Below are 19,562 nucleotides of genomic sequence, written 5' to 3' on the forward strand. Positions count from 1 at the left end.
GCCTCACGCGATCGCCGCCGTGGCCGCGAGGCCCGCGGTCCGGCCTTCCAGCACGGCCTCGAGCTGTTCGGCGCGGTGCGCATAGGTGTGGTGCGCGCGGACCTTGCGCAGGGCGGCCTGGCCGATGGCCGCCGCCCGTGCCGGGTCGAGCGCGTCGAGGTGGGCGGCGACCTCGTCGCCGTCGCGCGCGACCAGCACCTCGCGGTCGGGTTCGAGGAACAGCTCCAGCCCTTCCCAGGCGTCGGTGATCAGGCAGGCGCCGGCACCGGCGGCCTCGAACACCCGCGTCGCCGGCGAGAAGCCGTAGCGGGCCATGGATTCGCGGCTGACGTTGAGCACCGCGCGCGGCGTGCAGTTGAAGGCATTGTGGTCGCGCGTGTAGACGTGGCCGAGGTACTCGACGTTGCCCGGCATCGGCTTGTCGCCCCAGCCGCTGCCGCCAAGCAGGAAGCGCATCTCCGGACGCGCCGCGGCCGCGGCGAGGAAGAAGCGCTCCACCCGCGCCTCGCGGTCGGGCAGCCGGTTGCCGAGGAAGCCGAGGTCGCACGCGAAGCGCGGGTCGCGCTCGACCGGGTGGTGGGTGTCGGTGTCGAGCGCGTTGTAGACCGGCTCGCAGTGCCGCGCGCCGAGCGCGAGGTAGGCGTCGACCACGGGCTTGCCGCCGCCGTAGGTGCAGATCATGTCGTAGCGCGGGATGAGCGCGCGGAACGGGTTGCCGGGATCGGCGTGCACGCTGTCCAGGGTGGCAGGCGCGTCCACGTCCCAGAAGATCACCACGTTGCCGGAGCGCTTCAGTTCGAGCACGCCCGCCTCCAGCTCGTGGTCGAAGATGCCCACGCCCGAGGTCTTGACGATGACGTCGGCGTCCGCGGCGTCCGCGAGCGCCCGCCGCATCGGTTCCAGCGACCCGGTGCCGTAGACCACGTCGCGCGCCCAGTCCGGATCCGGCATGTCCCGGTGCGCCTGGCGCTCGAAGGCGTCGGGCTCGTAGAAGGTGATGCTGTGCCCGCGCGCGGCGAGGTTGCGGATCAGGCCGCGGTAGTAGGTGGCCGCTCCGTTCCAGTAGGCGGAGACCAGGCTCGATCCGAAGAAGGCGAATTTCATGCGTAGTCCTTTTCGAGAGGGGCCGCTGCGAGTTCGGCGTGGATGCCCAGGAGTTCGTCGACGCGGTGTGCGCAGGTGTGCCGGGCGAGCACGGTCGCGCGGCCGCGCGCGGCGAGTTCGCGCGCCATGTCCGCGTCGTTGACGAGGTCGCGCAGGTGCCGGCGCATGGCCGCGCCGTCCTCGGCCACCAGGAAGTCGCTGCCCGGCGAGAACAGCCCCTCCGCGTCGCGCCAGGGCGCGCTCACCAGCGGGATACCGCAGGCCAGCGCCTCGAACGGGCGGATTGTCGGGATGCCGGGAAGCATGCGCACGTAGGGCCGGCGCGGCACGTGCACGGTCACCCTGTGGCGCGCGAAGACGCGCGGCGCCTCGAAGTTGGCGAGCCAGCCGCGGTAGTCCAGGCCGGCCGCCGCGACCGCCGCCCTCGCCGCGTCCGGATAGCGCACGCCGTGGATGGTGCCGCTCAGGCCGAGGTCGCGTGCCGGGTCCAGCAGGAAGGCGTGCAGCTCCTGGGTGCGCTCGTCGTCGCCCCAGTTGCCGATCCACACCAGGTCCGCTTCGGGGCGCACGCGCCCGTCGGGCCGGAAGACGTGCGCGTCCGCCGCCTCGTGCCAGGTCCAGGCGCGCTGCGCCCAGCCGTTGTCCAGGTAGAGCGCGCGGATCACCTCGCCGAAGACCAGCACGCCGTCGTAGTGGGTGAGGTCGTAGCGGGCCATGGCCTCGCGCTCGCTGACCGCGCGGTGGTGGGTGTCGTGGAACAGCAGGCGGTAATGGCCGTTGTCGCGCCGGTGTTCGCCGATGCGGCGCACCAGGGCATGCTCGTTCCACTCGTGCACGAGCACCAGGTCGGCGTCGTCGAGCGCCGCATCGAGATCGAGGGCCTCCGGCCGGTAGACGTGGCTGGTCAGCCCCGGGTAGGCGCGATGGAAGGCCTCCACCGGCGCCATGCCCTGCTCGGCGAGCAGGTTCTCCAGGCTCCATGCGCCGGCAGGTTCGTACACGCTGACGCGATGCCCGCGCCGCTGCAGCTCGCTGGCGACGCCGCGCAGGAAGTGCGCGTTGCCGTGGTTCCAGTCGGAAAGCAGCGAGTGGTAGAACATCACGACGTGCATGCGGTGGCCTCGTGGTTGGCGTGGATGAGCCGGCTGTAGGCGTCGAGGTAGGCGGCGGTCGTGCGCGCGCTCGAATAGGTCGCGGCCCGCGCCCGCGCCAGCGCGGCCCGGCGTTCGCGCTCCGGCGCGTCCTCGACGAGTGCGTGCAGCGCGGCGGCGATGGCATCGGGATCGTCCGGCGGCACGAAGGTCGCCGCCCCGTCCCAGAGTTCGCGCAGCGAGGGAATGTCGCCCAGCACCAGGGCGCAGCCGGCGAGCGCCGCCTCGAGCGCGGACAGCCCGAAGGGTTCGTAGCGCGCCGGAAGCGCATAGATGGCGGCCTCGCCGTAGGCGGCCGCCATGCGCGCCGCATCGAGCCGTCCGAGCGGATGCAGTCCGTCGAACCCGGCCACGCCGCCTTCCGGATGCCGCGCCTCGCCCGCCACGTGTACCGGCCACGGCAGGCTGTGGCCGGCGACGGCGAGCGCACCGACGTTCTTGGCCTCGTCCCAGAGCCGGCCCGCGCTCAGCACGAGCGCGCGCTTGGGGCGCGGCGGGAAGTCCTCCGCGCGGCGACCGTTGTGGACGACGCGGCCGGCGCGGAACGGCCCGTAGTGGCGCTCGGCGTCGGCGAGCATGGCGCGCGTCGGGGCGACCACCAGCGCGGCGCCGCGCAGCCCGCGCGTCACGCCGTCGCGGTAGGCCTGCCATTCGGGTCCCGGCGGCCGGCCGCGGACGTGCGCATGCCACGAGAAGACGCAGGAATGCGCGACGACCAGGGCCGGCGCCGGCCAGTCGAGATGGCCGTGGCAGTAGTGGTTCAGGTGCACCACGTCCGGCGCGAAGTCCCGGGCCAGCGCGAGCAGCCACGCCCCCGCGGCGTCCTGGGCCGGCATGGCGTCGTGCATCCACTCCAGCGGGAAGTCGCCGTGTCGCAGGCGCAGGCCGGGAATCGCCGACGCCTCGGCCCGCTGCTGCGGCCCGGGCGCCGGGCCCAGCACGGCCAGCAGCGTTTCCACCCCCTCCTCCGCGAGGCCGCGCGCCAGCTCCAGCGCATAGGTCCAGACGCCGCCGACCGCGTCGGCGCTCATCATCACACGCTGGACGCGCATGCCATCGTGCTCGGTTCGGATTCGCGGCCGGCGGTGCGGGGGACGACGTAGGAGTCGCGCAGCCAGCGGAACAGGTCGCCCACGCCCTCGCGCGCGGCGATGCGCGGGCGCCATCCGGCGGCCGCGGCGAAGCGGCGGGTGTCGGAGACATAGTAGCGCTGGTCGCCCGGCCGCCAGTCGCCGAAGGTCACCTCCGGCCGGCGGCCGTTGAGCTCGGCGATCCAGTCCAGCAACTGCAGCAGGCTGATGGTGTTGGCGGGCCCGCCGCCCATGTTGAACACCTGCCCCGAGAAGCGCGCGAGGTTCTTCTCGGCGAGCAGGTAGGCGTCGAGGAGATCGTTGACGTGCAGGATGTCGCGTACCTGCATGCCGTCGCCGTACAGGGTGATCGGCTCGCCGCGCATCGCGCGGATCAGGAAGTGCGCCACCCAGCCCTGGTCCTCGGTGCCGAACTGCCGCGGGCCGTAGATGCAGCTCATGCGGAAGACCACCGAGGGCACGCCCATGCAGCGCGCGTAGTCGACGATGTACTGGTCGGCGCCGCCCTTGGAGCAGCCGTAGGGGCTGTGGAAGTCGAGCGGACGGTCCTCGCCGACGCCATGGGCCAGGTGGCCCGGGTCCACCGGCTGGTAGCGGCGGTCCACCACCTCGAGCGCGATGTCGTCGAGGCCGCCGTAGACCTTGTTGGTCGAGGCGAACACGATGCCCGGCACCTTCGGCTGGCGCCGCGCGGCCTCCAGCAGGTTCACCGAGCCGCCGAGGTTGATCTCGAAGTCGGTGATCGGGTCCTCGAGGCTGGAGGTGACCGCGACCTGCGCGGCGAGATGGAAGATCTGGGTCGCGCCGGCCACCGCCTCGGCCACTGCCTCGCGGTCGCGCAGGTCGGCGGGCACGAACTCGATGGCGTCGCCGTGCATGCTGCGCAGCCACTGGAGGTTCTTCTCGACGCCGGGCCGCGAGAGGTTGTCCAGCACGCGCACCCGCCGGCCCTCGCGCGCCAGCCGCGAGGCCAGGTTGGAGCCGACGAAACCGGCGCCGCCGGTGACGAGGGTGACCGGGCCGTTGCTGCGGGAGCGGCTGGCCCAGGTCGCGGCGCGGCGCACGCCGTCCATCCCGTGCTCGGCCCACAGGCGGTACAGCAGCTTGGGCCGCCCGCCCGCGGACTTGAGGCCGAAGTGGTAGTCGCGCGGGTCGTTGCGCAGGCCGGCGATGGACGGCCGTTCGCTGCGCAGGTCGTGCAGCGACAGCCAGTAGATGCGCTCGACCGGCAGGTCCAGGGTCTCCGCCGCCAGCCGCACCTGCTCGAACTCGTCGTGCCGCCAGGTGGAGTAGCCGGTCTCGGTCAGCCAGACCTCGCCGGGATGGCCGTTCTCGCGCAGCACCTCGATCACGCGCTGGATGCGCTCCACCCACGCCTGGCCGGGCGTGTCGTAGCTGCCCGGGAAGGCGTGCACGCCGACCACGTCGATGTGGGGCATGAGCCCGTTGTCGAACAGGGTCTGGAGGAGGTGCGGGTCGATCGGGCTGATGCCGCCGAGCACGGTCTTCTTGCCGCGGTGCCGCGCCCAGTACGCGGCCTTCCCCACCATCTCGCAGAACTTCGTCCAGGCCTTGTCGAGCCCGAAGTCCCACTCCAGCACGTTGTTGGGTTCGTTCCACAGCTCGACGTACTCGAAATGCTCGCCGTAGCGGGTGATGCACACGTCGAGGAAGTCGGCGTAGGCCTTGAGGTCGCGCGGCGGCGCGGCGGTGCTCGGCACCTCGCCCATCGACGGCGGCGTGTACAGGAAGCAGGGCAGCAGCTCGAAGTGCGCGGCGAGCCGCGGGATCAGCCAGTCGTACCACTCGGGGCCGCCATCGCGGAGGTAGTCGGCCCAGGACACGCCGAAGCGCAGGTGGCGCACGCCGAGGCGGCGCAGGTCGTCGATGGTGGCCTCGACCACGTCATGGTCGCCCATCCAGAACCACTCCAGGACGCCGAGCGGAGGCGCCGGACGGGTGCCGGATCGGGGGGCGTCGCTCATCGTGTTCTCCTCGTGCCCGGTGTGGCCGGACGCTGCTTGCGTGGATTCGGAGGTGCGCATGGACGCGGCACCGCTCACAGGGTCAGCCCGCGGCGGGCGAGCTCTTGGCCGGCCTGGTCGACGCGGTCGACGGCGGAGGCCCGCGGCAGCCACTCCACCAGCTCGGCCAGCCCGTCCTCGAGCGTCACCTGCGGGCGGTAGCCGAGCACCTGGCCGGCGAGCGTGACGTCGGCGAAGCAGTGGCGGATGTCGCCCACCCGGTACTTGCCGGTGATCTCCGGCGCGAGCGGCTTGCCGATGGCCGCGCCGACGCGCTCGGCGATTTCGCGGACCGTGTAGGCGTTGCCGCTGCCGACGTTGAACACCCGGCCCGCCGCGTCGGGCGTCGCGTAGGCGAGCCGGCAGGCGCGCGCCACGTCGTGCACGCTCACGAAGTCGCGGCGCTGCAGGCCGTCCTCGAACACCAGCGGCGGCTTCCCGTTGAGGAAGCGCGAGGCGAAGATCGCGAGCACGCCGGTGTAGGGATTCGAGAGCGCCTGCCGCGGCCCGTAGACGTTGAAGAAGCGCATCGCCGTGGTCGGGATGCCGTAGGCCTCGCCGATCATCAGGCACAGGCGTTCCTGGTCGTACTTCGACAGCGCGTAGACCGAGGACAGGTCCGGCTGCTTGTCCTCGGCGGTGGGCACCGGCTCCAGCGCCGCGCCCTCGGCGTCGTGCAGCTCCCAGCGCGCCTGCTTGAGCTGCTCGCGCCCGCGGCGTTGGCCGGGCACGGCCTGCCCGAGCGCCGTGCGGTACATGCCCTCCCCGTAGATGCTCATGCTCGACGCGACCACGAGGCGCTCGACCGGCTTCTCGATCAGGGCCTCGAGCAGCACCGCCGTGCCCATGTTGTTGATCGAGGTGTACTCGGCGACCTGGTACATGCTCTGTCCGACGCCGACCGCCGCGGCCAGGTGGTAGACGCCGTCGACGCCGTCCAGCGCCTTCTGCACGGCGTCGGGATCGCGCACGTCGCCGCGGACCAGCTCCACGTCGTCGACGAGGTAGTCCGGCCGCATGCAGTCGCCGCCGTGCACCTGCGGACTGAGGTTGTCGAGCACGCGGACGCGATGACCCTCCTCCAGCAGCTGGTCGGCCAGGTAGGAGCCGATGAAGCCCGCGCCGCCTGTGATGAGAAGGGTCTTGCTCATGCCGTGTCTGCTCCTGACGAGGTGATGGAAGACGCTGGCGCCGTGCCGGCGCTCGCCTTTCCGCGACGTCCGATGACGCAGCATCGGAACGTGCGGGCGCTGCACGTGAGCGCGTGGCAAAAAAAGAGTCGGAGACCGGGCGCGATCACCGGATGAAGATGAGGCGCAGCAGCAACGTCCGTACGCGCGACGCATGCGCTGCGACGCGGCGGACGCAGCGGCACCCCGGTTCAGCCTGATCATGCGGCCGTGATTCACCTTGCACCGATCAAGAAGATCGCAGGCTGCTGCTGCCCGCCCCCGAAGGCGCCCGAACGAGAAGGAAGCTGCCTGATGAGCAAAGACAACGTCTTCCCACTGCACGGCGAGCGGCCCATGACGGTGCTGGTGGCCGGCGCCGCCGGCTTCATCGGCAGCCACCTGGTCGATCGGCTCCTCGCCGACGGCCACCGCGTCGTCGGGATCGACAACCTGATCACCGGCCGCAGCGAGAACCTCGACCACCTGCGCGGGCATGGACGCTTCCGCTTCATCCAGCACGACGTCGGCCTTCCCTTCGAGATCGAGGAAGGCCTCGACTGGGTCATGCACCTCGCCAGCCCGGCATCGCCGCCCAAGTACCAGCGCTGGCCGATCGAGACGCTGACCGTCAACAGTGTCGGCACCCACCACCTGCTCGAGCTCGCACGCGCCAAGCGCGCGCGCTTCCTCCTCGCCAGCACCAGCGAGGTCTACGGCGACCCGCTGCACCATCCGCAGAAGGAAGAGCACTGGGGCAACGTCAACCCGAACGGCCCCCGCAGCATGTACGACGAGGGCAAGCGCTACGCGGAGGCGGCCACCATGGCCTACCACCGCACCCACGGCCTGTCGGTGCGGATCATCCGCATCTTCAACACCTATGGCCCGCGCATGGACCCGCACGACGGACGCATCGTCACCAACTTCGTGCGGCAGGCGCTGGCCGGCGAGCCGCTCACGGTGTTCGGCGACGGCGCGCAGACGCGCAGCCTGCAGTACGTCTCCGACCTGGTCGAAGCCATCCTGCGCTACATGCGCGTGGAGCACCCCGGCCCGGTCAACCTCGGCAACCCGGTCGAGATGACCGTGCGCGAGATCGCCGAACTCGTCCTCGAACTGACCGGCAGCCGTTCGACGCTCAGCTTCCATCCGCTGCCCGAGAACGACCCGCGCCGCCGCCGCCCCGACATCGCCATGGCGCAGGAGCTGCTGGGCTGGTCGCCCCGCGTGGACCCGCGCGACGGGCTCGCCCGCACCATCGCCGCCGCCCGCACCGACGCCGCCATGCTCGCGCCGCGCGGGGCCCGGATGGCGCAGCAGTAGGCCGTTACAGCTCGAGGAGTGAGTGGCCAGGAACGAGAAACGAGGAAGGCGCAGGCGTCGCCCCGCTTTCGTCGCCCGCTCTTCCCACTCGCTCCTCACTCCTCAAACCTCTGATTGCTCGCTCCCATAGATGCGGTCGAGGATCTCGGCGACCTCGACCAGACCGTCGGCGGAGGCGTCGAAGCCGCGGTCGCGCCGCACCGCCTCGGCCCAGGCCAGGGCCGCGCGTCCGCCCCACGCGTCGGGCGGCCCGGCGAGCTGCTGGCGCTGGCGTCCGTCGAAGCGCTCGATCACGAAGTCGTAGAACGAGCCGTCGACGTTGCGCAGGCCGACGCCGCCGCGGGTGCCGTAGATGCGCATGCCGATCTCGCAGTCGATGCCGATCGGCAGGTTCCACGAGCAGCTCATGTCGATGGCGGCGCCGCCAGCGAGGTCCAGGCGTGCGCTGGCGTAGTCCTCCACCGCGTCCGGCGTCTCCCGCAGCGGCCTGCCCCGCGCGAAGCAGCGGCTGCTGACGTGCTCCACCGTGGGATTGCCGAGCAGCCACAGGGCGAGGTCGATGAGGTGGATGCCGAGGTCGATGACACAGCCGCCGCCGGCCTGCGCGCGGTCGTAGAACCAGTCCTTGCCCGGCCCGTAGGCGTTGTGGAAGACCAGCTGCACGCCGTGGACGTCGCCGAGCGCGCCCTCGCGCAGCAGTGCGTGGACGCTGTCCATGCCGGCAAGGTGGCGATAGCTCAGGTCCACGCCGAGGCGCCGGTCCGCGCGCCGCGCGGCCTCGACCACCGCACGCACCTCGGCGCCGTCGCGTCCCAGCGGCTTCTGGCAGAACACCGGCAGGCCGCGCTCCAGCACGGCGATGGACTGGACCGCGTGGGCGGCGCTGGGCGTGGCGATGACCACGCCGTCCAGCGGATGCGCGAGCATGTCGTCCAGCCCGGTGCAGCGGATGGCGCCGGGCGCGGCCTTGAGCGCCTCCTCCATGCAGGCGGCGTCCGGGTCGGCGATCGCCACCGCTTCGGCCAGGCCCGCGTCGAGCAGCGCCTGCATGCGATGGCGCCCGATCCAGCCGACGCCGAGGAAGCCGAGGCGCAGCGGAGCCACCGCGCTCATGCCGCCTCCTCCATCAGCACCACGCACTTGGTGAAGCCCTCGGGCCTGTCCTTCACCGCGTTGAGCGCGTCGGTGATGCGCGCCAGCGGGAAGCGGTGCGTCAGCAGGGGAGCGAGGCGCAGGCGACCGTCCGCGACCGCCTCGACCGCACGCCGCAGCCCGTCGAGCGCGACCCGCGGATCGCGCTCGTGCGCGTTGACGACGTCGATGCCGCGCCAGTTCCACAGCTGTACGTTGACCTGGCGCAGCCCGTCCTGGTGGAAGCCGGCGATCACCAGCCTGCCGCCCTCGCCGGTGAGCTCGCCGGCGAGGTCCAGGGGCCACGGCTTGCCGGTCGCCTCGATCACGCGCTCGCAGAACCTACCGCCGGTGAGCTGCCTGACCTGCTCGATGATCTCCCAGTGGTCGTTCATCGCGATGGTCTCGGCCGCGCCGCATTCGCGCGCGAGCGCGAGCGAGGAGGCCTGGCGCGAGATGCCGACGACGCGCGCACCGGCCTGCGCCGCGAGCTGGGTGAGCGCGGCGCCGAGGAAGCCGACGCCGACGATGGCCACCGTCTGCCCGGCGCGGATGTCCGCGCGGCGGAAGATGTTCATGACGCAGCCCAGCGCCTCGCCCGGGAAGGGCTGGCCGTCGAGCGCGGCGGGCAGCCTGGCCAGCTTGTCGGCATCGGCGAGGTCGTACTCCGCGTAGGCCCTGAACGACAGCGCCGCGACCCGGTCGCCCACGACGACGTCCTCCACGCCCTCGCCCACCGCATCCACCACGCCCCAGCCCTCATGGCCGAGGTCGCCGGGCGGCATGGGATACTGGAACCACTCGCGGCCCTCGAACGCGGGGATGTTCGACGCGCACACGCCGCTGCCCTCCAGGCGGATGCGGACCTGTCCGGGACCGGGTTCCGGGCGGGGGACCTGCTGCAGATCGAAACGGCCCGGCTCGACGAGGACGGCGGCGCGCATGGGCGCGGTGGGGGACGGCGGCATCGGTTCTCCTTCGCTGGGACGGCGGCGCTGCGGCAGCCGTGACGACCGCGCATGGAAGCGGAGACGGGGCGAAAGGAAGATGAAGAAGAAGATCCCGGGCGCGTCCTGCAGCCGCCGACGCGGCCTCGCCGAGGCACAATCATGGGAAGGACGACCGCGCCATAGGGGTTTTTCCTACACGCGACAAGGCGGCCACCCGACGGCGCGGCGGCCGCGGACGCGCGACAATGCGCGGGCCCCGGACGTCGGTTTCCCCCTCCGCCCTGCCGTGAGGCACCGCGACGGTCATTCCCCGACCATTCCACGTAGCGGCGCCGGGGTCCCCTTCTTCTTCCGACATCCGCCGGGCGCCAGCGCCTTCCGGCGCGCGTCGCCGCGCCGCGGCGTGCAATCCCGGCCCGGGATGTCGATCATCGGCCGCGCAGAACGACCAGGGTCGAACCCCACGGAGCCGCCGCGATGAAATACCTCCTGCTGATCAACACCGACCCCGCCCTGCTCGACGCGCTGCCGCCGGGCGAGTACGACGCCATGATGCAGGAATGCCTCGCGCACGCCGCCGAGCTGCGCGAGAGCGGCCACCTGCTCGCCTCCCAGAAGCTCGCCGGCGCCGAGACGGCCACCACCCTGCGCATGCGCAACGGCCGCCTGTCCACCACCGACGGGCCGTTCGCCGAGACCCGCGAGTTCGTCGGCGGCTACAACCTGATCGAGGCGCGCGACCTCAACGAGGCGATCCGCATCGCCGCGCGCTTCCCGTGGACGCGCACCGGCAGCGTCGAGATCCGCCCGCTCGACGAACTGCCGCCGCTGCGCAGCGCCCCCGCCGCGGACGCCGCCCTGGCCCAGGGTTGATCCGACGGTGTCGGCCGTCGCCGCCGCCGCCATCGCCACCGTCGTCGACCGGATCTACCGCGAGGAATCGCGCCGGGTCCTGGCGACGCTGATCCGCCTGCTCGGCGACTTCGATCTCGCCGAGGAGGCGCTGCACGAGGCCTTCCGCTCGGCCGTCGAGCAGTGGCCGCGCGACGGCGTGCCGGACAACCCGCGCGCCTGGCTGGTCTCGGCCGGGCGATTCCGCACCATCGACGCGCTGCGCCGCCGCGCGCGCTTCGACGCCGCCCTCGCCGACATCGCCGAGCGCCTGCACGCCGGCGGCAGCGACGATCCCGCCGACATCGAGGATCCGCACCTCGAGGACGACCGCCTGCGCCTGCTGTTCACCTGCTGCCATCCCGCGCTCGCGCCCGATGCCCAGGTGGCCCTGGCGCTGCGCGAGATCTGCGGGCTCGCCACCGAGGAGATCGCGCGGGCCTTCCTCGTGCCCACGCCCACCGTCGCGCAGCGCATCGTGCGCGCCAAGGCCAAGATCCGCGACAGCCGCATCCCCTACGAGGTGCCGCCGCGCACGGAACTGCCGGAGCGGCTCGACGCGGTGCTGCACGTGGTCTACCTGGTCTTCAACGAGGGCTATTCGGCCACCGCCGGAGACAGCCACGTGCGCGCCGACCTCGCCGGCGAGGCGATCCGCCTCGGCCGCCTCCTGGTCGAGCTGCTGCCGGATTCCGAGACCCTGGGGCTGCTGGCGCTGATGCTGCTGCACGACGCGCGGCGCGCCGCGCGCACCGCGCCCGACGGCGACCTGGTGCTGCTCGACGCGCAGGACCGCGGTCTGTGGAACCGCGCGGCGATCGACGAGGGCTGCGCGCTGGTGCGCACCGCGCTGCGCGCGCGGCGCATCGGGCCCTACACGCTGCAGGCGGCCATCGCGGCCGTGCACGCGGAAGCGCCCGACGCCCAGGCCACCGACTGGTCCCGCATCGTCGGCCTGTACGGCCTGCTGATGCAGTGCGATCCCTCTCCCGTGGTCGCGCTGAACCGCGCGGTGGCGGTGGCCATGCGCGACGGACCGGAGCACGGCCTCCCGCTGGTCGATGCCCTGCTCGACGGCGATCTCCGCGACTACCACCTCGCGCACGCGGCCCGCGCCGACCTGTGCCGCAGGCTCGGACGCAGCGCCGAGGCGGCGGAGGCCTACCGGCGTGCGCTCGCGCTCGCGCGGCAGGCGCCGGAGCGGCGCTTCCTCGAAGGGCGCATCCGCGCGCTGGAGCGGGCGTGAGCGCGCTGCGGATCGGCGTCGTCGCCGACACCCACGGCCTGCTGCGGCCCGAGGCGCTGGCCTTCCTCGAGGGCTGCGACCGCATCCTGCACGCGGGCGACATCGGCAGGCCGGAGGTGCTCGACGCGCTGCGCACGCTGGCGCCGGTGACGGCCATCCGCGGCAACGTCGACACGGCGGCCTGGGCCAGCGCCCTGCCGGAGACCGTGCGGATCCGGCTCGGGGACGTGGACGTCCTGATGCTGCACGACCTCAAGACGCTGCCGGGCGATCCGGCGGCGGAGGGCGTGCGGGTCGTGGTCTCCGGGCACTCGCACGTCCCGCGCTGCGGGATGCGCGACGGGGTGCTCCACCTGAACCCGGGCAGCGCCGGCCCGCGGCGGTTCCGGCTGCCGGTCGCCATCGGCGAACTGCGCATCGACGGCGCGCGCGTCGCCGCCGGCATCGTCGACCTTCTCGACGGCAGGCGCATCGCCTAGAAGAACGGCGCCCGCAGGCGCCGTTCGTCCGGAGCGCGTTCCGCCGTCAGCCGGCGGGGATCAGCTTCAGCAGGCGGCCGCCCTGCCCGCTGCGCATGTCCTCCAGCACCCAGAGCGCGCCGTCCGGCCCCTGCTCGACTTCGCGGATGCGCTGGCCCATGTCGAAGCGCTCCGCCTCGCGCGCGGCGGTGCCGTCGAACTCCACGCGCACCAGGCTCTGCGAGGACAGGCCGCCGATGAAGCCGCTGCCCTGCCAGGCCGGGAACTGGTCGCCGGTGTAGATGACGAAGCCCGCCGGGGAGATCGCCTCCCACCAGGTGACCGCCGGCGCCGCGAACTCCGGCCGCGTGTCGTGGTTGGGGATCTCGCGGCCGTCGTAGTGGTTGCCGTTGGAGACCTCGGGATAGCCGTAGTTGGCGCCGCGCTCGATCAGGTTGAGCTCGTCGCCGCCGGCGGGGCCCATCTCGTGCACCCACAGCCGTCCCTCCGGATCGAAGTCGATGCCGAGCATGTTGCGGTGGCCCAGCGACCAGACCTGCGAGGCGATCTCGCCCTGGTCGACGAAGGGATTGTCGGCCGGGACCGAGCCGTCGTCGTTCAGGCGCACCAGCTTGCCGAGGTTGGAGTCCATGTCCTGCGCCGGCGTGAACTTCTGGCGCTCGCTGGAGGTGATCCACAGGTAGCCGTCGGCGTCGAAGGCGATGCGGTGGCCGTAATGGCCGCGACCGTCGACCTTGGGCACCTGGCGCCAGATGACCTCCAGGTCGGCGAGGTTGCCGCCGTTTCCGTCGAGCTCCAGCCGCGCGCGCGCGACCGCGCCGCCGCGGGTGTCGCCCTCGCCCGCCTCCGCGTAGCTGATGTAGACCAGGCCGTTCTCGGCGAACTGCGGATGCAGGACCACGTCGCCGAAACCGCCCTGGCCGCCGTAGTCGACGTCGGGCACGCCGGCGACGTCGCCGCGCTCGCCGGTGGTCGGGTCGAACACCTTGAGCGCGCCCTTCTTCTCGGTCACCAGCAGGCGCCCGTCGGGAAGGAAGGTCATGGCCCAGGGCTCCTCGAAGGTCGCCACGTCCTCGACCTGGAACGGCCGGCCGTCGGCGGCGACGGTCGCGGGGGCGGTCTGTCCGGCGGGGGCGGCCGCGCCGGCCTGCGCGGCGGTCGCGCCGTTCGAGGCGTCCGGTGCGTTGCAGGCGGCGAGAAGGGCCGTGAGGCAGGCTGCGGCGATCGCGTTCTTCTTCATTGGAATCTCCTTCGGGACGGTCCGGGCCGGCGCCTTGCTGCCGCCGGCAGGTCGCGGAGTTTCCCACGACACGCACCGGCCGTGCCGGAATGCTGCGTCCGGCGCGCGCCGCGGCTCACTGCCGGAGCCTGTAACCGGTACGAAATATCCACCACACACAGACCAGGCAGAGGACCAGGAACAGCAGCGTCATCGCCAGGCTCGTCCCGACCGCGACGTCGGAGATCCCGTAGAAGCTCCAGCGGAAGCCGCTCACCAGATAGACCACGGGATTGGCGAGGGTGATGCGGTCCCAGGGCGCCGGCAGCATGTCGATTGAGTAGAACGCGCCGCCCAGGAAGGTCAGCGGCGTCACGATCAGGAAGGGCACCAGCTGCAGGCGCTCGAAGCTGTCGGCCCAGACGCCGATGATGAAGCCGAACAGGCTGAAGGCGACCGAGGTCAGCACCAGGAACAGGAGCATCCACGCCGGGTGGGCGATCTCGTAGGGCACGAACAGCCGCGCGGTGAGCATGATCAGGGTGCCCACGACGATCGACTTGGTCGCCGCCGCGCCCACGTAGCCGACCACCGCCTCCACCCACGACACCGGCGCCGACAGCAGCTCGTAGATGGTGCCCGACCACTTCGGCATGTAGATGCCGAACGAGGCGTTGGAGATGCTCTCGGTCAGCAGCGAGAGCATGACCAGCCCGGGCACGATGAAGGCGCCGTAGCTCACCCCGTCGATCTCGCCCATGCGCCCGCCGATGGCCGAGCCGAACACGAGGAAGTACAGGCAGGTGATCAGCACGGGCTGCACGACGCTCTGCAGCAGGGTGCGCCCGGTACGCGCCATCTCGAACACGTAGATCGCGCGGATGCCGTGGACGTTCATGCGCGCTCCCTCAGCAGGCCGACGAAGATCTCCTCCAGCGAGCTCTGGCTGGAATGCAGGTCCTTGAAGTCGATGCCGGCCTCGTCGAGGCGCCGCAGCAGGTCGGCGATGCCGGTGGTCTCGGCACCCTGGGTCTCGAAGGTGTAGACGAGTTCGGCGCCGTCCTCCGACAGCGACAGCGGATAGCCCGCCAGCGCCTCGGGAATGGCCGCCAGCGGGGCCTGCAGCTGGAGGGTCAGCCGCTTGCTGCCGAGCTTGCGCATCAGGGCCGCCTTCTCCTCGACCAGGACGAGTTCGCCGCGGTGGATCACGCCGATGCGGTCGGCCATCTCCTCGGCCTCCTCGATGTAGTGGGTGGTGAGGATGATGGTGGTGCCGCGCTCGCGCAGCCCGCGCACGATGTTCCACATGTCGTGCCGCAGCTCGACGTCCACCCCCGCGGTGGGTTCGTCGAGGAACAGGATCTCCGGCTCGTGCGCCAGCGCCTTGGCGATCAGCACGCGCCGCTTCATGCCGCCGGACAGCGCCATGATCCTGCTGTCGCGCTTGTCCCACAGCGAGAGGGCGCGCAGCACCTTCTCCAGGTAGGCGGGATCCGGCGGCCTGCCGAACAGGCCGCGGCTGAACTTCACCGTCGCCCACACCGTCTCGAAGGCGTCGGTGGTCAGCTCCTGCGGCACCAGGCCGATCCTGGAGCGCGCCGCACGGTAGTCGCGGACGATGTCGTGCCCGTCGACCGTCGCCGTGCCCGAAGTGGGCCGGACGATGCCGCAGATCGCGCCGATCAGCGTGGTCTTGCCCGCGCCGTTGGGCCCGAGCAGGGCGAGGATCTCGCCGCGGCCGATGTCGAGGTCGATGCCCTTGAGCGCCTGGTGGCCGGAGGCATAGGTCTTGGTGAGGCCGCGGACGGAGATGACCGGTTGCACGGGATGCCTCGGCGACGGCGCGGGGAGCGGATTGCGGATGGTAGTCCAGCGGCGGCGGCCGGGTGCGTCGACCGGCGGGTCCCGCCCGGTTCACCGCCCGCTGATCGCGTCCGGGCGAGGCTGCCGGGACCGGTCGCGTCGAGGCCCGCCATGCGCATCCATCACCTCAACTGCATCTCCTCCTGCCCGCTCGGCGGCCGCCTCATGGACGGGCGCTCGCCCTCCGCACTGGAACGCGGCGAACTGGCCTGCCACTGCCTGCTGGTGGAGACCCCGCAGGGCCTGGTGCTCGTGGACACCGGCTTCGGACTCGCCGACGTGCGCCATCCGCGCAGCCGGCTCAGCGCCTTCTTCCTGACCCTGCTGAGCCCCCGGTTCGTCGCGTCGATGACCGCGATCCGCCAGATCGAGCGGCTCGGCTTCGACCCGCGCGACGTGCGCCACATCGTCCTGACCCATCTCGACTTCGACCACGCCGGCGGCCTCGACGACTTCCCGCATGCGCGCGTGCACCTGATGCGGCGCGAGCGCGACGAGGCGGTCGCCCAGCGGACCTGGCTGGACCGCCAGCGCTTCCGCCCGCAGCAGTGGTCCAGCCGCCAGGGCTGGCACGTCTACGAGGCCGGCAAGGGCGAGCCGTGGTACGGCTTCGCCTGCGTGCGCGAGCTGTCCGGGCTCCCCCCGGAGATCCTGATGGTGCCCCTCCCCGGGCACACCCACGGCCACGCCGGCGTCGCGGTGCACACCGGTGCCGGCTGGCTCCTGCTCGCCGGGGACGCCTACTTCCACCACCGCGAGATGGACTACCACGCGCCGTGGTGCACGCCCGGCCTGCGCATGTACCAGACGCTGATGGAGAAGGACCGTGGGCTGCGCCTCGGGAACCAGGCGCGCCTGCGCGAGCTCGCCCACGTGCACGGCGGCGAGGTCGCCCTGCTGTGCTCGCACGATCCGGACGAGTTCGAACGGGCGGCCGGCCGGCCGCTCCAGACGCCCGTGGCCTGACGCGGCGCGCGCATCCACCGCACGTCGACCCGGGCGCAGCCACCATCGGGACCGCTCGCCGGACACCGGCGGCCACGCCCACCACACGCAGGAGGCCGCGGATGGCTCGCAGGATCAGCTTCACCCCTTACGAAGGCCCGGCCGGCGGCTGGGGCTCCGTGCGCTCGCTGGCGCGCCACACCACGGCGCAACGGGTGCCTCTGGCGGCACCGCCCCTCCTGATCCACCAGAACAAGCCGCACGGCTTCGCCTGCGTGAGCTGCGCGTGGAGCAAGCCTGCCGAGCCGCATCCCTTCGAGTTCTGCGAGAACGGCGCCAAGGCGACGCTCTGGGAGATCACCGACAAGCGCGCGACGCCCGCCCTGTTCGCGCGCCACACCCTCGCCGAGTTCCGCACCTGGCCCGACCACGACCTCGAGGACCAGGGGCGGCTCACCCACCCGATGCGCTGGGATCCCGCCAGCGACAAGTACGTCCCCGTCGAGTGGAGCGAAGCCTTCGCCGAGATCGGGCGCGAGCTCAGGGCCATCCGCGAGGAGGACCCCGAGTCGGCGGTCTTCTATGCCTCGGGCCGCGCCTCGCTCGAGACCAGCTACATGTACCAGCTGCTGGCGCGCCTGTACGGCAACAACAACCTGCCCGACAGCTCGAACATGTGCCACGAGTCCACCTCCGTGGCCCTGCCCAAGAGCATCGGCGTCCCGGTGGGAACCACGGTGCTGGACGATTTCGAGAAGACCGGCTGTCTGCTGTTCTTCGGCCAGAACCCGGGCGTCAACAGCCCGCGCATGCTCCATCCGCTCCAGGAGTGCAGCAAGCGCGGCGTGCCCATCATCACCTTCAATCCCCTGCGCGAGCGCGGGCTGGAGCGCTTCCTCAACCCACAGTCGCCGCCGGAGATGCTCAGCGGCAAGGACACGCCGATCAGCAGCCAGTACCACCAGCTCAAGCCGGGCGGCGACATCGCCGCCATCGCCGGCATGTGCAAGGCGCTGTTCGCGCTGGACGACGAAGCGAAGGCCGCAGGCCGGCCGCGCGTCCTCGACGTGGATTTCCTCGAACAGCACACCCACGGACTGGGGGAATTCGAGGCCTGGGTGCGGGCCACGTCCTGGAGCGACATCGAGCGCGACAGCGGCCTCTCGCGCGAAGCGCTCGAAGGCGCCGCGCGGGTCTATGCCTCCGCCGAGAGCGCGATCGGCATCTACGGCATGGGTCTGACCCAGCACAAGGACGGCGTCACCAACGCGCGGATGCTGATCAACCTGCTGCTGCTCCGCGGCAACATCGGCAAGCCCGGCGCCGGCATCCTGCCGGTGCGCGGCCACTCGAACGTGCAGGGCCAGCGCACCGTGGGCATCGCCGAGAAGCCCGAGCTGGTGCCCCTGGACAAGCTCGCGGAACTCTACGGCTTCGACCCGCCGCGCAAGGAGGGGCTGGCGACCATCCCCGCCTGCGAGGCCATCCTCGAAGGGAAGATCCGCGCCTTCGTGAGCCTGGGCGGCAACTTCCTGCGCGCGGTGCCCGAGCACGCCAGGATGGAACGCGCATGGACCCGCATGCGCCTGAGCGTGCAGGTCGCCACCAAGCTCAACCGCAGCCACCTGATCCCGGCCGAGGTCACCTACCTGCTCCCCTGCCTCGGACGCCTGGAGCGCGACGTGCAGAACGGCGTCGAGCAGTCGGTGAGCATGGAGGACACCTCGGCCTGCATCCATGGCTCGAAGGGCCGGCACGAGCCGGCCAGCCCGCACCTGCTGTCCGAGCCGCGCATCGTGGCCGAGATCGCCAAGGCCGCCCTGCCCCACAACCCGAAGGTGCCGTGGGACGCGTGGGTCGCCGACTACGCGAAGATCCGCGACGCCATCGAGCGCACCTGGCCCGACCAGTTCGCCGACTTCAACGCGCGCATGTGGACGCCCGGCGGCTTCCCGCGCCCGCTGCCGGCACGCCATCGCGTCTGGAAGACCGAGACCGGCAAGGCCAACTTCGTGACGCCGGAGAAGATGGACAGCTTCGCCGAGGTGGCCGCGCCCGGCGACGACGTCCTGCGGCTCATGACCGTGCGCAGCAACGATCAGTTCAACACCACCATCTACGGCTACCGCGACCGCTTCCGCGGCATCCAGGGCACCCGCCGCGTGGTGATGATGAACGCCCGCGACCTGGAGCGCTTCGGCCTGGCCGACGGCGACGTGGTGACCCTGGAGGGCGCGGCGCGGGACGGCGAGGTGCGGCGGGTGGAGAACATGCGCGTGGTCGAGTACGACGTGCCGCAGGGCGCCTGCGCCGCGTACTACCCCGAGTGCAATCCGCTCATTCCCCTGTGGCACCACGCCGACGAGAGCCAGGTGCCGGCCGCCAAGTCGGTCCCGGTACGGGTCCGCGCGAGTGCCCAGCCCTGGTCGCCCTGAACGCGGGCGGACGGCCTCGCCGCGGTTCGCGGTGCCTGCACGGCGCCGCGCGCACCCTCGGTGATCCCCGCTCCAGGAGACCGCAATGGCCCGCGAACGCGACGGCAAGCTCGATCCGACCGATACCCACGCCGCTCCGCTCCGGCAGCGCGACGAGACCGACGTCACGGACGCCGACCGCGACCTCGACCGCTTCGGACGCGCCGCCGATGCCGACGACCGCGAAGCCCAGCGCGCGTTCGGCGACCCGCCGAAGGGCGGTCTTGGCGGCGACGAAACCGACCGCGCGAAGGTGCGGCACAGCGGCATGGACGCGCACGGCGAACGCCGGCAGAACGAGGACGGCCCCATCCGCGGCATCAAGCAGAACTACGGCGGCCCGCAGGACGGCGGCCGCCACGGCGCCGAGCCGAGCGCGGCCGAACGCCGCGAGCGCCACGCCGACCCGCACCAGGACATGCGCGGCGGCGCGCTGCACGACTACGACGCGGAGAAGTGAGCCGACCCGCCCGGCGCCCGGTGCGCCGGGCGGACGACC

The 19,562-nt window shown here is 72.0% G+C and carries 17 protein-coding genes; 7 read left to right on the forward strand and 10 right to left on the reverse strand.

Annotation, left to right across the window (positions count from 1 at the left end; genetic code table 11):
• Positions 1–3: 3 nt before the first annotated feature.
• The 5 genes from ACFO3Q_RS10305 to ACFO3Q_RS10325 form a co-directional block, all read right to left on the reverse strand.
• Positions 4–1,104, reverse strand: coding sequence for a CgeB family protein (locus ACFO3Q_RS10305; protein WP_377004586.1), 1,101 nt, complete (start codon positions 1,102–1,104; stop codon positions 4–6).
• Complete coding sequence (locus ACFO3Q_RS10310) at positions 1,101–2,216, reverse strand: CgeB family protein (RefSeq protein ID WP_377004587.1); 1,116 nt, start codon at positions 2,214–2,216, stop codon at positions 1,101–1,103. Before ACFO3Q_RS10310 ends, ACFO3Q_RS10305 begins: the two co-directional genes overlap by 4 nt.
• Complete coding sequence (locus ACFO3Q_RS10315; RefSeq protein ID WP_377004588.1) at positions 2,204–3,307, reverse strand: glycosyltransferase family 4 protein; 1,104 nt, start codon at positions 3,305–3,307, stop codon at positions 2,204–2,206. Before ACFO3Q_RS10315 ends, ACFO3Q_RS10310 begins: the two co-directional genes overlap by 13 nt.
• Positions 3,289–5,331, reverse strand: coding sequence for an SDR family NAD(P)-dependent oxidoreductase (locus ACFO3Q_RS10320; protein ID WP_377004589.1), 2,043 nt, complete (start codon positions 5,329–5,331; stop codon positions 3,289–3,291). The genes ACFO3Q_RS10315 and ACFO3Q_RS10320 overlap by 19 nt, the downstream gene beginning before the upstream one ends.
• 74 nt (positions 5,332–5,405) lie before the next feature.
• Positions 5,406–6,521, reverse strand: coding sequence for an NAD-dependent epimerase/dehydratase family protein (locus ACFO3Q_RS10325; RefSeq protein ID WP_377004590.1), 1,116 nt, complete (start codon positions 6,519–6,521; stop codon positions 5,406–5,408).
• A 333-nt stretch (positions 6,522–6,854) separates the two neighbouring features.
• On the opposite strand from ACFO3Q_RS10325, the gene ACFO3Q_RS10330 reads away from it, so the two are divergent.
• Entirely contained in the window at positions 6,855–7,865 is a 1,011-nt protein-coding gene (locus tag ACFO3Q_RS10330) for a UDP-glucuronic acid decarboxylase family protein (protein WP_377004591.1), read from the forward strand.
• A gap of 102 nt (positions 7,866–7,967) precedes the next feature.
• Here the strand turns inward: ACFO3Q_RS10330 and ACFO3Q_RS10335 are convergent, their stop codons facing one another.
• Together ACFO3Q_RS10335 and ACFO3Q_RS10340 are read right to left on the reverse strand one after the other, a co-directional pair.
• Positions 7,968–8,978, reverse strand: coding sequence for a Gfo/Idh/MocA family protein (locus tag ACFO3Q_RS10335; protein ID WP_377004592.1), 1,011 nt, complete (start codon positions 8,976–8,978; stop codon positions 7,968–7,970).
• On the reverse strand, positions 8,975–9,964 hold the full coding sequence (locus tag ACFO3Q_RS10340; RefSeq protein WP_377004593.1) for an MDR/zinc-dependent alcohol dehydrogenase-like family protein: 990 nt from the start codon (positions 9,962–9,964) through the stop codon (positions 8,975–8,977). Before ACFO3Q_RS10340 ends, ACFO3Q_RS10335 begins: the two co-directional genes overlap by 4 nt.
• A 459-nt stretch (positions 9,965–10,423) precedes the next feature.
• Here ACFO3Q_RS10340 and ACFO3Q_RS10345 point away from each other — a divergent pair, with 459 nt between their 5' ends.
• Genes ACFO3Q_RS10345 through ACFO3Q_RS10355 form a run of 3 tightly spaced genes read left to right on the forward strand, consistent with a single transcriptional unit; the run spans position 10,424 to position 12,562 of the window.
• A complete protein-coding gene (locus ACFO3Q_RS10345) occupies positions 10,424–10,819 on the forward strand; it encodes a YciI family protein (protein WP_377004594.1) in 396 nt (131 codons plus the stop codon).
• A 7-nt stretch (positions 10,820–10,826) separates the two neighbouring features.
• Positions 10,827–12,083: an RNA polymerase sigma factor gene (locus ACFO3Q_RS10350; RefSeq protein ID WP_377004595.1), complete on the forward strand. Its 1,257-nt coding sequence runs from the start codon at positions 10,827–10,829 to the stop codon at positions 12,081–12,083.
• Positions 12,080–12,562 carry a metallophosphoesterase family protein gene (locus ACFO3Q_RS10355; protein ID WP_377004596.1) on the forward strand — a complete coding sequence of 161 codons (483 nt, stop codon included), beginning with the start codon at positions 12,080–12,082 and terminating at the stop codon, positions 12,560–12,562. The genes ACFO3Q_RS10350 and ACFO3Q_RS10355 overlap by 4 nt, the downstream gene beginning before the upstream one ends.
• A 46-nt stretch (positions 12,563–12,608) precedes the next feature.
• Here the strand turns inward: ACFO3Q_RS10355 and ACFO3Q_RS10360 are convergent, their stop codons facing one another.
• From ACFO3Q_RS10360 to ACFO3Q_RS10370, 3 genes are all read right to left on the reverse strand, one after another.
• The gene (locus ACFO3Q_RS10360; RefSeq protein WP_377004597.1) at positions 12,609–13,802 is read right to left on the reverse strand and encodes a PQQ-dependent sugar dehydrogenase; all 1,194 of its coding nucleotides are present in this window, start codon (positions 13,800–13,802) and stop codon (positions 12,609–12,611) included.
• Between the two features lie 115 nt (positions 13,803–13,917).
• The gene (locus ACFO3Q_RS10365) at positions 13,918–14,679 is read right to left on the reverse strand and encodes an ABC transporter permease (protein ID WP_377004598.1); all 762 of its coding nucleotides are present in this window, start codon (positions 14,677–14,679) and stop codon (positions 13,918–13,920) included.
• Positions 14,676–15,605, reverse strand: coding sequence for an ABC transporter ATP-binding protein (locus ACFO3Q_RS10370; RefSeq protein WP_377004599.1), 930 nt, complete (start codon positions 15,603–15,605; stop codon positions 14,676–14,678). The genes ACFO3Q_RS10365 and ACFO3Q_RS10370 overlap by 4 nt, the downstream gene beginning before the upstream one ends.
• Before the next feature lie 150 nt (positions 15,606–15,755).
• Here ACFO3Q_RS10370 and ACFO3Q_RS10375 point away from each other — a divergent pair, with 150 nt between their 5' ends.
• From ACFO3Q_RS10375 to ACFO3Q_RS10385, 3 genes are all read left to right on the forward strand, one after another.
• Positions 15,756–16,610: an MBL fold metallo-hydrolase gene (locus tag ACFO3Q_RS10375; RefSeq protein WP_377004600.1), complete on the forward strand. Its 855-nt coding sequence runs from the start codon at positions 15,756–15,758 to the stop codon at positions 16,608–16,610.
• A 101-nt stretch (positions 16,611–16,711) separates the two neighbouring features.
• On the forward strand, positions 16,712–19,024 hold the full coding sequence (locus ACFO3Q_RS10380) for an FdhF/YdeP family oxidoreductase (RefSeq protein WP_377004601.1): 2,313 nt from the start codon (positions 16,712–16,714) through the stop codon (positions 19,022–19,024).
• Positions 19,025–19,109: 85 nt separating this feature from the next.
• Complete coding sequence (locus tag ACFO3Q_RS10385; RefSeq protein WP_377004602.1) at positions 19,110–19,523, forward strand: hypothetical protein; 414 nt, start codon at positions 19,110–19,112, stop codon at positions 19,521–19,523.
• The last annotated feature ends 39 nt before the right edge of the window (positions 19,524–19,562 follow it).

This window comes from Coralloluteibacterium thermophilum (assembly GCF_042654365.1).
Classification (GTDB): Bacteria; Pseudomonadota; Gammaproteobacteria; order Xanthomonadales; family Xanthomonadaceae; genus Coralloluteibacterium; species Coralloluteibacterium thermophilum.

Coding starts and splice junctions, on each gene's coding strand:
- ACFO3Q_RS10305 (WP_377004586.1), bottom strand. CDS start 1,104: ATGAAATTCGCCTTCTTCGGATCGAGCCTGGTCTCCGCCTACTGGAAC.
- ACFO3Q_RS10310 (WP_377004587.1), bottom strand. CDS start 2,216: ATGCACGTCGTGATGTTCTACCACTCGCTGCTTTCCGACTGGAACCAC.
- ACFO3Q_RS10315 (WP_377004588.1), bottom strand. CDS start 3,307: ATGCGCGTCCAGCGTGTGATGATGAGCGCCGACGCGGTCGGCGGCGTC.
- ACFO3Q_RS10320 (WP_377004589.1), bottom strand. CDS start 5,331: ATGAGCGACGCCCCCCGATCCGGCACCCGTCCGGCGCCTCCGCTCGGC.
- ACFO3Q_RS10325 (WP_377004590.1), bottom strand. CDS start 6,521: ATGAGCAAGACCCTTCTCATCACAGGCGGCGCGGGCTTCATCGGCTCC.
- ACFO3Q_RS10330 (WP_377004591.1), top strand. CDS start 6,855: ATGAGCAAAGACAACGTCTTCCCACTGCACGGCGAGCGGCCCATGACG.
- ACFO3Q_RS10335 (WP_377004592.1), bottom strand. CDS start 8,978: ATGAGCGCGGTGGCTCCGCTGCGCCTCGGCTTCCTCGGCGTCGGCTGG.
- ACFO3Q_RS10340 (WP_377004593.1), bottom strand. CDS start 9,964: ATGCCGCCGTCCCCCACCGCGCCCATGCGCGCCGCCGTCCTCGTCGAG.
- ACFO3Q_RS10345 (WP_377004594.1), top strand. CDS start 10,424: ATGAAATACCTCCTGCTGATCAACACCGACCCCGCCCTGCTCGACGCG.
- ACFO3Q_RS10360 (WP_377004597.1), bottom strand. CDS start 13,802: ATGAAGAAGAACGCGATCGCCGCAGCCTGCCTCACGGCCCTTCTCGCC.
- ACFO3Q_RS10365 (WP_377004598.1), bottom strand. CDS start 14,679: ATGAACGTCCACGGCATCCGCGCGATCTACGTGTTCGAGATGGCGCGT.
- ACFO3Q_RS10375 (WP_377004600.1), top strand. CDS start 15,756: ATGCGCATCCATCACCTCAACTGCATCTCCTCCTGCCCGCTCGGCGGC.
- ACFO3Q_RS10380 (WP_377004601.1), top strand. CDS start 16,712: ATGGCTCGCAGGATCAGCTTCACCCCTTACGAAGGCCCGGCCGGCGGC.
- ACFO3Q_RS10385 (WP_377004602.1), top strand. CDS start 19,110: ATGGCCCGCGAACGCGACGGCAAGCTCGATCCGACCGATACCCACGCC.